Source organism: Bacillus sp. es.034 (genome assembly GCF_002563655.1).
GTDB lineage: Bacteria > Bacillota > Bacilli > Bacillales > Bacillaceae_B > Rossellomorea.
Genome location: NZ_PDIY01000001.1, coordinates 147,282 through 161,249 on the forward strand (window position 1 = coordinate 147,282; position 13,968 = coordinate 161,249).

Consider the following 13,968-nt stretch of genomic DNA (forward strand, 5'->3'; position numbering starts at 1 on the left):
AATAGACTATAATTCCCTTATACTACTAAACGGAGGAATTATCGTGCCAATCACTTTAACCGTATACAACGAAACCTATGAACATCAACTTAAAGACTTCCACCTGCTGGATGAACAGCTCCAATTCACGAGCCTGCCACTTGAAAAGATCCATAATCCAACCATCTCACCAGACACCTGTCACATAGTGATCCTGAGTGATGATGCACCTGTCGGTTATTTTGCGCTTGAGAATGGGGAAAAGCTTCGTAAATATTCAACTAATCCACAAGCAAGACTCTTAACCTCTTTTTCTATCGATGCAAGACACCAGGGACAAGGCATCGCGAAGGAGGGTCTCAAACAGCTGCCAAGTTTCATCAGGGAACATCTTCCCGCTACGGACGAAGTGGTCCTCGGCGTCAACAAACGGAACCAGGCAGCCATCGGTCTCTACCTGAAGACAGGTTTCACCGACGAAGAAGAAGTATATGTGGGGCCAAAAGGACCCCAGCATGTTCTCCATTTGAAAATATAAAAACAGGAATGCCCGTTATCTTGGGCATTCCTGTTTTCATTATCCTGTACAGATCATTACTTGGTTTCCATCGGGATCCTGAATGATGAAGAAGGCAAAATCATCGAATCTTGTAATCTCCGAGACAACCTCACACTTCAACCGTTCTACGTAGGAATAGGCTTCTTCAATATTTTCAGTGTGAAAATTAAAGAGAGGATGATTTTGTTGACCAGCCTCTTTCGTGACACCCTCTGGTCCTGCATCCAGGGTCAATCCGCTAAAATGATTGATGGCCATGTTATAAACGGGATCTTCCACCTGATCGAGATCATACGCCTGCCCCAGTAACTCGGAGTACCATCGAACGGATTCCTTCAGATCGCTGACATGGACGAACACCGTATTGATTTGATTTAAAATCGGACTTTTCATTGATTTACCGCTCCTTTACCATTTGAATGTCTTCATCCATAACAACGCAGGAAACGGTCAAAACCTTACAGGGAAATTTAAAAAATATGATAAAAACAGGTGGCGTTTAATTTCACCTGCAGCTCTTCAGCCGCTTGCTTCATCAAGTCCCATGAAAAACAATAGAAAGCCCAGTGCGTGATCTCCTCCCCAACCACCTCGACTAAATGGAGATTATTGAGATACAGGTCCCCGTCAAGCTTCCTCTCCATCTCGACGACGACCCGCTTGCCCCAAAGCATTTTATATTCCACCACAATTTGATGCTGGGTATCGACGACTTCTTTCCAATCGTTGAGGGAATTCCCCTTCGTTTCATCTCTGCCCATTTCAATTCCGGCGTGAACGATATTGACTGTGACATTTTCACTTAACACCGAAGCAATCAACTCGGGTTCCTTATTTCTGAAGCCATTCAATAATGTGTTAAGGGTCGCATCGGGGACAAGATCAAGGACGGGGATCGATTTCATTTGCCCTCCCTTTGCTTTTCTAAGGACCGATCTTGCTCTCGTGAGATTGGTATACACAGCCCCTTCCGTCGTCGAAATCATGCCTGCAATCTCACTCGCCTTGAACCGGAAAACCTCTGCGAGCAGGAGTGAGACATATTGATGGGGAGTCAAATGCTGCATAAGAAACTCTAGATGATCCATTATCTCAAAGTCGAAAGTTGATGTGTGGTCTTGCTGATCTTCTTCCTCCAAAGTATGGAATGTATAAGGGTTCCGCCTATAACGATCAATCCACATATTGGTCGCAATCTTAAATAAATACGATTTCATCTTTACGGGTCGATGCATTTTAGCAAGCATAGCCAGGGACTTGAACAGTGTATCCTGTACCAAATCTTCCGCATCCCAAGGTGATCGAGTTAACTTATAGCAATACTTCCACAAATCCGATCGATAGGGTTCGATTTCCATTTTAAACCGCTGCTCGATCCCCCTCAAATCATCACTCAATTGTGTGGTCATAGCTTCTCACTCCTTTTATAACTCTATCGAGTGTTCGAAAGATAATGTTAGTAAGAAATATTTTTAGTCGAATGATTCCTGACACCACGATCACCCGAAAGAAAAGATGACCTTCGCCTCATATAATCTCCATCCCAAAAAGTCCGGACACCATTTGTCACCAGGGTCAGTGACACAATTAGAAGGGTCAGCATGAGGACAGGGAAGAAAACAATCCATGGAGACAGCATCAATTCATAGTAGTTGCTCCCGATGAATGCCGTCCACCCGGGGATATAAAAGCCAAGGATCGACACGTGCATCATGAGGGTCAGGACAGCAATCATTTGGCCGCTGACCATCAATAGGAACTTCCCTCTCACGCTCGGAATGACATGCTTTACAAGAATGTGAAGATGTCTTCCTCCCAGCACCCGGGCACCCTGGATGAATTCCTGTTGCATGGCCAGAGAGGTCTCTTTTCCGATCAGCTGGGATAATGAGGGGGTGCCGACACCGATCAAGATCCACGTGGTCATGGTCCACCTGAAGTCGGGATCTCCCATAAAAAGATTAAAATCCATTAATCTCATACTGTAGAGTAATAGAAAGGCGAGAAGAGTAGTCGGGACAAAATGAAACCCCTCTATGAAAACGTCCAACCATTTCAGCCTTCGATAAAGGAGTCCGTAAAGAAGTCCCAACACGAGGGAAATAAGCATTCTCCCACCTGTAACAACAAGGGCAAACTTCAGAGTCGTCATGGTTTGACCTAAAGTCGCATCAAACATATCCATCCCGCCGGTCGAAGTGCCAAAGGGATGTTCCCATGAAGGCGGGGCAGGTTTTTTGTTATAGTAATCTTCTTTGGAAATTTCCCCAATATCCTCTTTAAAGAAGTGACTATTCACATAGCTGGTCCCTAACAGGAGGACCAACAACACAAGCCCCACTGTAAGGCTTCCATGCTTACATAGCCTTTTGATCATAGAACGTCACCCCTTTCGGCAAAAATGATTGAATGAAGAAAAAGACGATCGATAGAGGGAACGTCAATAGGATCAATGCGACCGATATGATTTCATAGCTTGGATGATTGGTGATGAATTGTAAAATCCCGTAGATGTTATACATGTATTCGAGGATGATCATGTTGGATAGAAGCAGGAGATACATATATTTCAAGTTGTAAAAAAAGGAGTAGAGAACGTTTGGAAAGACATGCCGGATCAAGATGTACAACTTCCCCATGCCCTTTGCCACCCCAAGCTCCACATAGGGTTTCCCGAGTTCATTCTCATACATCAGGAACGTATTCTTATAAAGATAGATCATGGGAATCAAGGATAGCGTGAGTATCGGCAGGAAATAGATTTTTTGACCAGATAATGAATATGGTTCTGCTACAAGTAGATTTGTATGTTTAAATACCCAAATGGCACCCAGCTGTAAGGAGAAAATCACGAATACATCGGGCAGTGCTTCGAGAACCGTCAGGATATTTTTCACTATTCCCTGCATTTTTCTGGATAAATAAAACGTTCCGGTCGTAAAAAGAACGGCAAATACTAACGCGATGAATAGTGAAACAAAAAGGAGAAGAAGGGAATAAGCATAGGATTCCAGAATGTAAGGAAAAATCGTCCTCTCAACGTTGGTACCCTGAGCTACATAGCTGATCTCCTTAAAGTGCAACAGCTCAATAAACGTCTTCTTCAATTCAATAAAGTAGTTTCCAGGGAAAAACCCTAACTCTTTCATTTCCATTGCAAAAGGCTGATTAGCCGGTGGCGGAAGTTCTTTAAACAAAAGTGCTGGAATATGGCAAATACAGATGACGCTTAACGTAATGGCGATTAATACAATCAAAAAACGAGCGAATTTACGCCCCATTCAATCCCCCCTCACTCTTTTGGAAAACAAATCCATTTCATTCTTATGTTAATACAAAGTTTAGATTGATGACAACCTCTTTCCGGAAAGTCAAAGGAGGGAAATCACCTCAGTGTCTTGAAATAGTTAAAGATGAGATCAAAGGAGATGAGATAATGAACGTCCAGGATGTGCTCGAACAATACAAGGATGCGATTCATGCAAGAGATATCGAAGGCTTTCTCTCCATCTATGACCCCGCTGTCCACATCTATGACTGCTGGGGGAAATGGGAGTGTATCGGCCTTGCTTCATGGGAGGAAAATGTGACGGAGTGGTTCTTCGGATTAAAAGCCGAGGAAGAAATTCTGAAAGTCGACTTTCAAGATGTTGTGATTGAGGAAAATGCCAATCTCGCTTTTGCCCACTGTGCCGTAACATTCGCCGCCCACAAAGAAGAATCGGGGGAGAAACTTCGCCAGATGACGAACCGCTTTACATTCTGCATGGAAAAAGTAAAAGATACCTGGCTGATCATTCACGAACATTCTTCATTACCGATCAGTATGGAGGATGGGAAAGGGATGTTCGGATTGAGATAGGAATACGATCAGATTTGGAGGACACCATGCACATTCAACAAATTGACCGTTCAAAGCTTTCCCAGTACGCAACCGTTTCAATTGCATACGAAGTGACAACAGAGCTACATGTTTGCCCGATTCACAACGGGCTGGGAGGCCTACAATTGGTCGAAAAACCGTGCGTCCCTTATGTGAAGGACTATGATCTCTTACCGGATTGTCATCCACTCTCTTGGACAAAGCAGTTTAACATAGATGAATTGGGATTGTTCCTGGCTATTGAAAACGGCATGTACGTTGGGGCTGCTGCGGTGGCTCCAGAAATGGAAGGCACCGCGACCTTATGGGACTTGCGTGTTCAGCCGGGTGCCAGGGGCAAAGGCATTGGTGGTAAATTGCTTGAAGCGGTCTTTCTTTGGTCAAAAGAACGAGACTACCACACACTGATGGCGGAAACCCAAAATGTGAATACTCCTGCCTGTACATTTTACTCCGGCAAGGGATTTATTTTAGAGACGATTGATCAACATGGATATAGTGATTCGTTGGTAGAGGATGAAGTGAAATTAATATGGTCATTGGATCTAAAGCTCTCCAGCATGTAAAAGAATAAGAATGAATGGTAACAGTGACACTCCGATCATTGAGAGCAAAACAAAGAACATGATTCGTATCAGGGGTAGATTCCAGATTAAACGAAAAGCTGCTCCTAACAATAGAATAACAAGAAAAAGACCAGCGACCGTCCCGACCGGCTCCGCTATCCCGAAGTGTGCTTGGATAAAGGAGCCTTGATTTACATCAAACGTGGTGAAGTTCACCGATAACAAAATAAGAATCAGCAGTCCCATTCCCATTGCAACATAGCCAGTTTTCTTCTTCACTTTTTCACCCACTTTTTAGCCCCTTCAACAATTCCGGTATTCTATTCGCATACTCCCTGAGCTCTCCTATCGTCTCGATGACCTGCCTGATCCCCAACCGTTGCTCTTCTTCATCCGTACATTCCAACCACAATGACCTTTTCAAGTTATATTCCAACCAACCCAATTTTCCAGAGAACCCGTTTGCAAGCACCGCTTCCCAGTCTGCTGTAATGGCCCCGTTTTCACCTTTGTACCCACTGGTAAACGCAGAAAACCGGTCTTGATTGGTCGCACCGGACCAGTATAGGGCCGTCTCAATCAGATCATGCATCGGATGGATAAAGCCCGCCGACTCCCAATCTATTACGACCGGTTCCCCCTGTACCCATATCACATTCTTCGGATCTAAATCCCGATGACTCATCACCCTATCGTTTCCAAGCCTTGGCTCCGCTTCACGTGCCCCCGCATCCCACTCATACAAATTCTCAATGATATCTTTGAAGGACTTCACCCACTCTGCTTCCATAACCTGACCTTTCTTTAGATAGGCATTCCAATCAACCGAGGGACGGACCTCTGTCTCTTCGGGTTCTATTCTTAATTCTTGAAAATCTGTATGATGAATGTCTGCCAGAACTGACCCTATCTTCCTACAATGATCAATGCCGATTTCATCCTGTTTTACACTTCTGCCTTCTACCCAATCAAACACCAGAAACCATTGGTCCCCTACCTTCTGAATCGCATTCCCTTCGAATGTCTTTGCCGGAAGAGCCGGTACATTTTTGCATACGAGTCGAGCGACCTGTTCTGAACGGATATAGTTACCAAGGGCATCCGGTCTTTTCATGATGGAAGGGTTCAATGCTTTGACGGCATATTTTCCTTTGGTGGTTTCTACTGCATACATGGTGTGTAAGAGGCCACCCGACACTTTAACGGGCACTGTGATCCATTCGCCGAGATGGGTTTGGAGGCATACTTCTTTCAAATGTTCCATGAGTGTTCACTCCCTTTCAGCCGTCGAATCATCATATTTCAATTCCACACTTCCTTAAAACGAATGCCGATGAAAAATAAACTATCGGCAGTGCCACTAACCAATAAAATATATTTTTCGGCATGATCATATTAAAATAGTAAAAAAACAACGTGATCCAACCAAGCATCAATACTATCCCAATTGCTTTTTTCATTGTTTATGTAAAAACCCCTCTGTTAAAATTTCTTCACCAGCTCAATATCCGCAAAGCGATTTTCTCCATACTCAGAATCTCCGTAGATTCCATTAATCGTATCAAGCCCAAGCTTTGTCCAGAAACGAATGGCTCCCCAGTTCTTCAACGCGACATTCGCCCGAACTTCCTTGAATTCGTGCTGGTTCACCATATTCAGTAATTCCTCCACTATTTCCTGTCCCAACCCTTGTTTATGATAGTCAGGATCAATCGAAAGATAGTTGATATAAAAGGAGTCCGGAACAGGGTGACCATGATAGCTCACAAGCAAACCAACTAAATCTTCTGACTCCTTTATACGGATCACCTGAATCCTAAAGTTTTCTTTCGTTCCACCCGGCGGCAGGTCCCCCTCCAAGAAACATCGCTCTACGAACCCTTCATCCAACGATCCGCCGTCCCATTGATGGATGTAGCTGCCCTTTTCATAGAGAGACTGAACGCGCTGAATCTCCTCTTTTCTGAGATCCTCTACTATTAATCTCTTTGTTTTCCATTTAGCTGGAATCCGTTTCATGATTCGTTCCACTCTCCTACTTTTCCTCTGAAGCATCCGGATACTGTTCATTAAATTCACGTATCGATAATTTTCTTATAATCAATAATAGAATCATAGAAATAGTGAAACACAAAGGCGCCACTATGTCACTGAACTGAAATCGATCATCGCCCCAGGTGTCAAATCCCATAATAAATCCATTAGCCAAAAAGAAGGTAAAAAGTAAATATAGCACGATGACTTTCCACGAATATTTAAAGATACTTTGCATCCACCAAATAGTAAAACCTCCTTGCAATCGTCATCTTAAAGATTGAACGTTACTTCAAGTCCCGTCGGCTTCTTTTTAAAAGGAGTCTCATATTCTTTAAATGTCAAAGTCAGGCCGAATAAGTCATCAGGTAACCTGGGAATCACAATAAAGTCAAAACTCGTATGTTCCTGCGATCCGCCTCCACCGGTTACCCGGCAATCATAGCGGTCCCCTATCTCCAAGTGCCAGAAGCTGTTTCGGTGAAACCTTTCTCGTTCGTGGCTTTCATCATGCTCCCTATCGATGTTCAAGTGGACCACACTGGCATTCGTATATTGCTTAATAAACGGGACGGTATACAAACAATCATCCTGTTCAGCCGATTGGAGGACTTTTATGTATGTTTGAAAATCCTCGGGTTCAATTTGTGGTTTGAAAGCCTCTTCATTTTCCAACACACCAAAGAGAGATCTTAAAAGGTCCTCATAAACATCATACTTTTCTGCCCATTTTGCAATATCTTCGAGTTTTGGATAACCCGGATTGTTTTGGGATACTTGTTTTCTTTGTTGTAGCAATGAGCATAGTTCCTCATCGATTGGTAAAAGTTTTTCATCCTAATATTCCGTTGGTCGTTCGAACGGCATGCGTCTCATCTGATCAACCTCCTCTTTCACGAAATCCATACCCTTATATTACCAGAAATGCACCTGAAGTTCCTCTCCAACCACAAAAAGGATAGTGCCTCCAATAGCACTATCCTTTCTATATATATCCATCCAATCTTCCAAGCAATTATTACTGCTTACTTAGTCTTTCTATTTCAGATTCCGCATTGTAAACTCTCTTATTTAATGCCTGTGTTTATCATCAAGGTGGTCAACTATTTTCGTTGTAAGATCCAAGACTATCAATCAGGTTTTTTTGTGCCTTATTCTGTCCTACCCCAAGTCTAGCTTGTCCATCCTTCAAATCATGAATATCTGTCTTAATTTCTTTTAACTCATTAAGAATCTGTTTCAAGGTCTCTTCCACAACGTTCAACCTCATTCCTACAATTTCTCTCTTACATTATAGCAAAAACAAAGAAAAATAATATGACCTTTCCATCTCCCTTATTCTAATACCACGGATCATCCTTTTCCGTTAGAGTCACAAACAATGGCATCATTAACATACATCCCATTACCAACACTATGAACAATGGGATGTAGTCAAATAGGAATGAAGGAACAAAAAGCACAGGTATCAGCATGGTCATACCCATCAAAACCCTCTTGGAACGTGAAGTGAAATACAGCTTCTGACCGCAGTGAGAGCAATCCATATCAGGTCTTTTCACGATCATTAATCTCTTAAAAATATAAAACCAAGACAGGTTTACTTTACAATGGATACAGCGTGCCACATGTCGTTCCTCCTTACTCGTTTCACATGCTTATTTACAATAATTTGCTATGTTATTTTTGAAATAATACAATTAACAATCTCTGATTCAGATAGCATCCCATCAACGATCAAATCAGAATTTGGCTTTACTGAATTCAGCATACTAATATAGCCCGATTTCCCTCGAAGCATGTAGTTTTCCAAGTCCACATGAATCTCCCTTGAAGAGCAATTTTGATAATCCCTTATTATTCTACGAGCCAAAGCAATATCCAAGGGGGTGTCAATAAAAACTGCATAATCAATGAAATCCCTGGTTTCGTTATGTAAATAGGCAAATGGAAAATCTAAAATGATGTAGTCCAGAGGTTCAACCAATAACTTTTTAATATCTTGAATTAACGGTGTTAAATCCCACTCATCAGGAGTACAACCATTCTCAATCCACTCTATCATGTCATCTGGACCATCAAAGTCATACGTATCAAAAGAAAGAACTTCACTATGATCCAACTTTGTTTTCAAACCTTCTGCTATTGTCGTTTTCCCGCCTCCTGAAACCGCTGCTACAGCAATCACGATTGGTATTTTTTTATTCATATACTCTCCATGGAAATCAATCATAAACCGCTTCCTTCCCACCATCCCTAAAAAATTCAAACATCATCTTAATCTGCGATTCTGTATTTCTTTTAATGGACAACTCAGGCAATTTGTCTTCTTCAAAAAATCCGATCCCCTTCGTCTCGACGCCACTTCTGGCTTCTCCGCCGGTCAACCTGCATTGAATGAATATTTTGTAGTAATGGTGTGACTGCGGGGGATGGGGATGTTTGTTCAAGTCGAGCAGTGCGAGTAATTTTACAGGGGTGACATCATATCCTGATTCTTCCCTTATTTCTTTTACGACGTTTTCACCTGGGGACAAGCCGACGTCACAGAATCCGCCCGGCAACGACCATTTGTCGTCGATTTTTTCTTTGACCATCAGAATTTTATCGTCTTTGAAGACGACACCCCTCACGTCGACTTTCGGTGTCTGATAGCCCGATTCATTCGAGAACAAGTCCTTTATCTTCGTCATTTCCAAGCCAGTGTGTTCCTGGATGATTTCCGTGCTGATCTCCCTTAATTCTTCATATCTTTCTCGATCGTAAACGTTTTTGGAAAAGGCCAGACCCGATTGAGATAAAGCCTGTATCCGTTTCGCCCATTCCAGCCATTTATCGCTCATCGCTTTGCACTTCTTTCGTATTCGGATTTTAAAAAAACCAGTGAATTGTGTAGATGGTTCGATTGTTTATGATTTAACGTTTCTCCCATCTCATTCACTGATATCTAAATAATGCGTAGAATTCGGATACCGATTGCCTTTCGTAAAACCAAACGATGTATAGAAATGATCCGCTTTCTCGGTATCTGTATTGAGGACCAACACTCTGAAGGATCGTTTCGCATCAAGGATGATTTGCTTCAACAGAAGAGTACCTATCCCTTCATTCCTGTATTCTTTTTTCACGTAAAACCTTCTTACTCTACCTGTTTCAGCCGAGGTTGGATCGACATTTAGACCACCCACCGCTAAGAGTTCATCCTCTTCACTGTAAATACCGTATAAAGCTTCACCTTGCTTATTGAAACAATTGGTTCCATCCTGATAATCGTTCAGGAGTCTTTCTACAAAGCGGAAACCTTCTTCTTTACTTTCTTGTACCAACGTATTTACCTCGTGCTCAAGTAGATTTGTTATAGTAACCACTCTGTATTTTCCCATATACTCTCCACTAGATTTAATTTCTCCTTTTAAAAACTGGAGATGATTAACTGTTAGGATTCCCTGACTACCGATGATATCTATACATACTAGTTTTTATTCTCATTTCGACAAGCCATTCAACCACCGTATCAAATCCCCGACCATGTCCGAAGTAATCTGGTGATTCACACCCTCATACACACGGAAATCTACATGTCTTCTATTCTCTTTCAAATAACGGTCATAATCCATTTTTCCCTCAATCGGCATGATTTCATCACAGTCCCCGTGCATAAGAAGAACCGGGGAAAGACCTGGTTCCCTTTCGACAGGGTCGTAATCCATTAAACGTTTTTTCAACTGATCAGGTATGTCACCACGACCACCTCTTTCTCTAAAAAGCCGCTCTGACAAAACAAATGAGCCCAAGCCGTTCATGTTCACCAATCCACTCACCATTGGTTCACGGGCGAAAATCCCATTGGCAATACAGCCGCCCATGGAGCTGCCTACAAGGATGACATTCTCTTTATCTATTCCTAACGCTTTCATAAAATCATGGAATTCATCAATCGTCGTCATGATCGTTTCCCAGAAATAAGCCTGTACGGTTATTGAATCAAAATGGTCTGCCAGAGGCTGTCGTGTATCGTGATAGATGACTTCTGGAACGATCACCATAAATCCTTCTTCCGTAAGTTCCTCTGCCAAGTCTCTGTACCCGAGAGCACTGCCTCCCCAACCGTGGTAAATGATGATGACTTTATTCGATTTGTTTTGTTTATTCGGTTCAATAGAATAATAGTTGAATGAATTGATCGTGTGTTTTTGCATATTGATGCTCCTATAAACTTTTATTAGGTATTGAATAAGGATGAGCACACGGAAGCTTCTAAGATATTATGCATCCATAAAAATATCCATGATCTTATCACAAATATCATGATGAGCCGTCCCGTCAAAATTGAGAAGGACCACGATTCCCAGGTTGAGTTCTGGCACTATTGTCATGAGAGATCTTACTGCCATTTGGCCGCCTCCATGTTCTACCACTTTTAAGTCTTTATAGTTGTCTGTAAACCATGCAAGTCCGTAACTTCTCACTTCACTTCCAAACCGCCATTCTTCGCTCACCAGATGAATAGGGCTTTGCATGTCTTCAATTAAATCCGGCCGTAAGATATTCGGTTTTTTAGTAAGATGGAAGGCTAAATACTTACCTAAATCATTTGCTGATGAGTATAAATAGCCAATTGGCGCAGAAAGTGAATTTTTTGGAAAAGGCGTTTCCGTTTGATTCTTGCCCATATAATATTTTGCACTGTTCGGGTCATCTTCAACAGTATTTGAGTCACTTGTGGTGCGATTCATATTCAATGGGGAAAGTATTTCATCTTCGAGATGGGTTTCCCACTTTACTCCTGTCACCTTTTCGAACAAATCGGCCAGGATGACATACGCATCGGTGCAATAATTCCATCCCTTCCCTACTGGATATTCCAACTCTACTTTTTGAAACCATTTTGTTACATCTTCTCTCGTTTTAACACTTTCAATCTCTTCTTCCGTTAGATTGTAGTAGTCAAGTGCCTCCTGAAATTCAGTAGGAGTGTCCGAAAATATTTCTTTTACATTCGGAGCCGTCATATTGGCAATCCCTAAGTCTCCCGGGAAGCCTGCGGTGTGGGATAAAAGATGGCGTATCGTGATCCTATCACTTTGCTCTTTATTTTTTGTTCTGAAATATGGCAGATAGTGAACAACCGTATCATCCAAAGATAGGAGGTTCTTTTCGACTAGCTGCATGATCGAAAGTGCCATGAAGTTCTTTGAAATACTTTGAATGCTCATCAATGTATCTCCATCCATCGGTAAGTTTACAGGGTGAATCTGTGAATGACCAAATCCTTTGGAATAGATGATTTCTGAACCGTTCACGATGGCAACGCTAGCTCCGACTCCTTGCTGATCGCTCATTATGTGCTCGATGTATTCCGTTATGTTTTCTAGTTTTTCAATTGTTTGTTTCATAATGGTCTCCTTTATATATCTGGGATTTCTAACTGTGCTAGAGTTATTTACCCCTTTCTTCCAATCTTCACCGACAACCTCGACTCCTCTTTAAATACTCCATCTTCACTCACCTCAAGCATCGCCTCTCTCACTTCACGTTCAAATAATGGTACATCCGCTCCAAGGAAACGCTTCGAACCATATGAAGTGGAATAAAGGTTCCCGAGGAGCGATTCAATCGTCCAGGTGATCTCGTATGTAGGTAAGGCATGCACTTCAAGATTGAATTTGGACTGTGAGATGATGTCTTCGTGAGGTGTGACAGGATGGGTGTAGGTGGAGTTCCCGGCTTTCCGCTCATTTCCATACCATTTATGGACCAGTTCATTAAACCTTACTTGCCAAGGTTGCAATGTCTTATGGGGCTCGTAGTTGTCTATGATCGCTACCCCGCCACCTGGTGTCACGATGTTAAATAATTCATCCAGCACCTTTGCCCGGTCCATCCAGTGAAAGGCTTTGGCAATGGTTACGAGATGATAGTGATGGGAATGGTTGTATTCATCCAGCGTACCATTGAACCACTGAATCTCTCCTACCCTCATTTCCCCGTGCAGCCGTTCCGCTTCTTTAATCATTTCCGGTTCCATATCGATCCCGACGATTCTTTTGCACCAATCTGAAAACCGAATGGTCAGTTGTCCCGTGCCGCAGCCAAGATCCAGGAGGTTTTGTTCTCCGTTTAATGAGAACTCTTTTACTAGGAATCTGATTAAAGTGGAAGGATAGGTGGGCCTATATCTTGAATAATAGGGGGCTGCTCCTTTAAATAATTCTGTGCCATATGTATTCATTCTTGTAAACCTCCGTCATGAACCTCCTACCAATTATTTCAAATCGACAGGATGAACTCAATCATTTTGTATAAAAAAAGAAACTTATCATTATTAAAATAAGTTTCCTTTCATTAGCAGATCAGCAGCCAAGAAACCGTATGAACAACCCGCCACGCACCGTCACAATCTGTCGTCCGCAGGCATCGGTGATCACTTGAGGAGCAAAGGCAAAGGCACCGATCGTATCAATACAATCTTCTTGGCACATGTCCGTTTTGCAAATCGTCTGGATCACTTGATTGACCGGTACGGAAACATCGCTTGCAAGGGTACACGGAATTTCGCCAATTTTAAGTCCCCCTTCAATCGGCTTCAAGTCCCCCACATTGATATGAAACCTGGCAGTTCCGATCAGACGGACGGCATCCACTTCAATAGGACAGGTCAACGTACCGCCGCATGGGTTCTCAACGGTCCCTTCTGCCTCCTGCTTTTCAAGAGTACAAACCAATGCACTCAAATCAGAGCAGGCTGTGAAGCTGTCGAATGTCGTGAACCGAAACGTAAATCCATCCGGTACAACAGCGGTTGCACAATAAGTTATGGTACGGATGCAGCTTTCCTGCTCAATATCCAATTTGTCTACCGTTTTTCCTTCTGAATCATAATATATAACATTGTCTTTTAACATCATTATCCCTCCCTTCTATACTATGTATATGCATGTTTAGTA

Annotated in this window: 20 protein-coding genes; 3 read left to right on the forward strand and 17 right to left on the reverse strand. The window is 42.5% G+C overall.

Translation table 11 applies throughout. The features are described 5' to 3' along the window. The first annotated feature begins 43 nt into the window (after nt 1-43). Nucleotides 44-517 carry a GNAT family N-acetyltransferase gene (locus ATG71_RS00820; RefSeq protein WP_179886416.1) on the forward strand — a complete coding sequence of 158 codons (474 nt, stop codon included), beginning with the start codon at nt 44-46 and terminating at the stop codon, nt 515-517. A 39-nt stretch (nt 518-556) separates the two neighbouring features. Here ATG71_RS00820 and ATG71_RS00825 read toward each other — a convergent pair whose 3' ends face one another. The 4 genes from ATG71_RS00825 to ATG71_RS00840 form a co-directional block, all read right to left on the reverse strand. After that, the gene (locus tag ATG71_RS00825; RefSeq protein ID WP_098437725.1) at nt 557-931 is read right to left on the reverse strand and encodes a VOC family protein; all 375 of its coding nucleotides are present in this window, start codon (nt 929-931) and stop codon (nt 557-559) included. Nucleotides 932-1,008: 77 nt separating this feature from the next. Next, nucleotides 1,009-1,947, reverse strand: a complete 939-nt coding sequence (locus ATG71_RS00830) for an RNA polymerase sigma factor (protein ID WP_098437728.1) — start codon at nt 1,945-1,947, stop codon at nt 1,009-1,011. A 47-nt stretch (nt 1,948-1,994) separates the two neighbouring features. Then, complete coding sequence (locus ATG71_RS00835; protein WP_098437731.1) at nt 1,995-2,915, reverse strand: ABC transporter permease subunit; 921 nt, start codon at nt 2,913-2,915, stop codon at nt 1,995-1,997. Further along, nucleotides 2,896-3,819, reverse strand: a complete 924-nt coding sequence (locus ATG71_RS00840) for an ABC transporter permease subunit (RefSeq protein WP_098437734.1) — start codon at nt 3,817-3,819, stop codon at nt 2,896-2,898. Before ATG71_RS00840 ends, ATG71_RS00835 begins: the two co-directional genes overlap by 20 nt. A gap of 155 nt (nt 3,820-3,974) precedes the next feature. Here ATG71_RS00840 and ATG71_RS00845 point away from each other — a divergent pair, with 155 nt between their 5' ends. Both ATG71_RS00845 and ATG71_RS00850 read left to right on the forward strand, forming a co-directional pair. Continuing rightward, nucleotides 3,975-4,400, forward strand: coding sequence for a YybH family protein (locus ATG71_RS00845; protein WP_179886417.1), 426 nt, complete (start codon nt 3,975-3,977; stop codon nt 4,398-4,400). 26 nt (nt 4,401-4,426) lie between these two features. After that, nucleotides 4,427-4,987, forward strand: a complete 561-nt coding sequence (locus tag ATG71_RS00850) for a GNAT family N-acetyltransferase (protein WP_098437738.1) — start codon at nt 4,427-4,429, stop codon at nt 4,985-4,987. Here ATG71_RS00850 and ATG71_RS00855 read toward each other — a convergent pair. The 13 genes from ATG71_RS00855 to ATG71_RS00915 form a co-directional block, all read right to left on the reverse strand. Then, on the reverse strand, nt 4,967-5,266 hold the full coding sequence (locus ATG71_RS00855; protein WP_142953448.1) for a hypothetical protein: 300 nt from the start codon (nt 5,264-5,266) through the stop codon (nt 4,967-4,969). The genes ATG71_RS00850 and ATG71_RS00855 overlap by 21 nt on opposite strands. Nucleotides 5,267-5,270: 4 nt before the next feature. Continuing rightward, complete coding sequence (locus ATG71_RS00860) at nt 5,271-6,251, reverse strand: phosphotransferase (RefSeq protein ID WP_098437744.1); 981 nt, start codon at nt 6,249-6,251, stop codon at nt 5,271-5,273. Between the two features lie 218 nt (nt 6,252-6,469). Continuing rightward, nucleotides 6,470-7,006: a GNAT family N-acetyltransferase gene (locus ATG71_RS00865; protein WP_179886418.1), complete on the reverse strand. Its 537-nt coding sequence runs from the start codon at nt 7,004-7,006 to the stop codon at nt 6,470-6,472. Between the two features lie 288 nt (nt 7,007-7,294). Next, nucleotides 7,295-7,819: a hypothetical protein gene (locus ATG71_RS00875; protein WP_286162875.1), complete on the reverse strand. Its 525-nt coding sequence runs from the start codon at nt 7,817-7,819 to the stop codon at nt 7,295-7,297. Nucleotides 7,820-8,120: 301 nt separating this feature from the next. Then, nucleotides 8,121-8,276 carry a hypothetical protein gene (locus tag ATG71_RS23210; protein ID WP_179886419.1) on the reverse strand — a complete coding sequence of 52 codons (156 nt, stop codon included), beginning with the start codon at nt 8,274-8,276 and terminating at the stop codon, nt 8,121-8,123. Nucleotides 8,277-8,361: 85 nt separating this feature from the next. Then, nucleotides 8,362-8,649, reverse strand: coding sequence for a TIGR04104 family putative zinc finger protein (locus ATG71_RS23910; RefSeq protein ID WP_098437752.1), 288 nt, complete (start codon nt 8,647-8,649; stop codon nt 8,362-8,364). A gap of 47 nt (nt 8,650-8,696) precedes the next feature. Further along, nucleotides 8,697-9,254, reverse strand: a complete 558-nt coding sequence (locus ATG71_RS00885) for a nucleoside/nucleotide kinase family protein (RefSeq protein WP_483295294.1) — start codon at nt 9,252-9,254, stop codon at nt 8,697-8,699. Further along, the gene (locus ATG71_RS00890) at nt 9,247-9,864 is read right to left on the reverse strand and encodes an NUDIX hydrolase (RefSeq protein ID WP_098437755.1); all 618 of its coding nucleotides are present in this window, start codon (nt 9,862-9,864) and stop codon (nt 9,247-9,249) included. The genes ATG71_RS00885 and ATG71_RS00890 overlap by 8 nt, the downstream gene beginning before the upstream one ends. Before the next feature lie 90 nt (nt 9,865-9,954). Continuing rightward, nucleotides 9,955-10,404, reverse strand: a complete 450-nt coding sequence (locus ATG71_RS00895; protein WP_098437757.1) for a GNAT family N-acetyltransferase — start codon at nt 10,402-10,404, stop codon at nt 9,955-9,957. Between the two features lie 102 nt (nt 10,405-10,506). Continuing rightward, nucleotides 10,507-11,220 carry an alpha/beta fold hydrolase gene (locus ATG71_RS00900; RefSeq protein ID WP_098437760.1) on the reverse strand — a complete coding sequence of 238 codons (714 nt, stop codon included), beginning with the start codon at nt 11,218-11,220 and terminating at the stop codon, nt 10,507-10,509. A gap of 66 nt (nt 11,221-11,286) precedes the next feature. Then, nucleotides 11,287-12,417 carry a serine hydrolase domain-containing protein gene (locus ATG71_RS00905; RefSeq protein ID WP_098437762.1) on the reverse strand — a complete coding sequence of 377 codons (1,131 nt, stop codon included), beginning with the start codon at nt 12,415-12,417 and terminating at the stop codon, nt 11,287-11,289. A 47-nt stretch (nt 12,418-12,464) separates the two neighbouring features. After that, the gene (locus ATG71_RS00910; protein WP_098437765.1) at nt 12,465-13,253 is read right to left on the reverse strand and encodes a class I SAM-dependent methyltransferase; all 789 of its coding nucleotides are present in this window, start codon (nt 13,251-13,253) and stop codon (nt 12,465-12,467) included. A 121-nt stretch (nt 13,254-13,374) separates the two neighbouring features. Continuing rightward, nucleotides 13,375-13,929, reverse strand: coding sequence for a hypothetical protein (locus ATG71_RS00915; protein WP_098437767.1), 555 nt, complete (start codon nt 13,927-13,929; stop codon nt 13,375-13,377). Nucleotides 13,930-13,968: the final 39 nt, after the last annotated feature.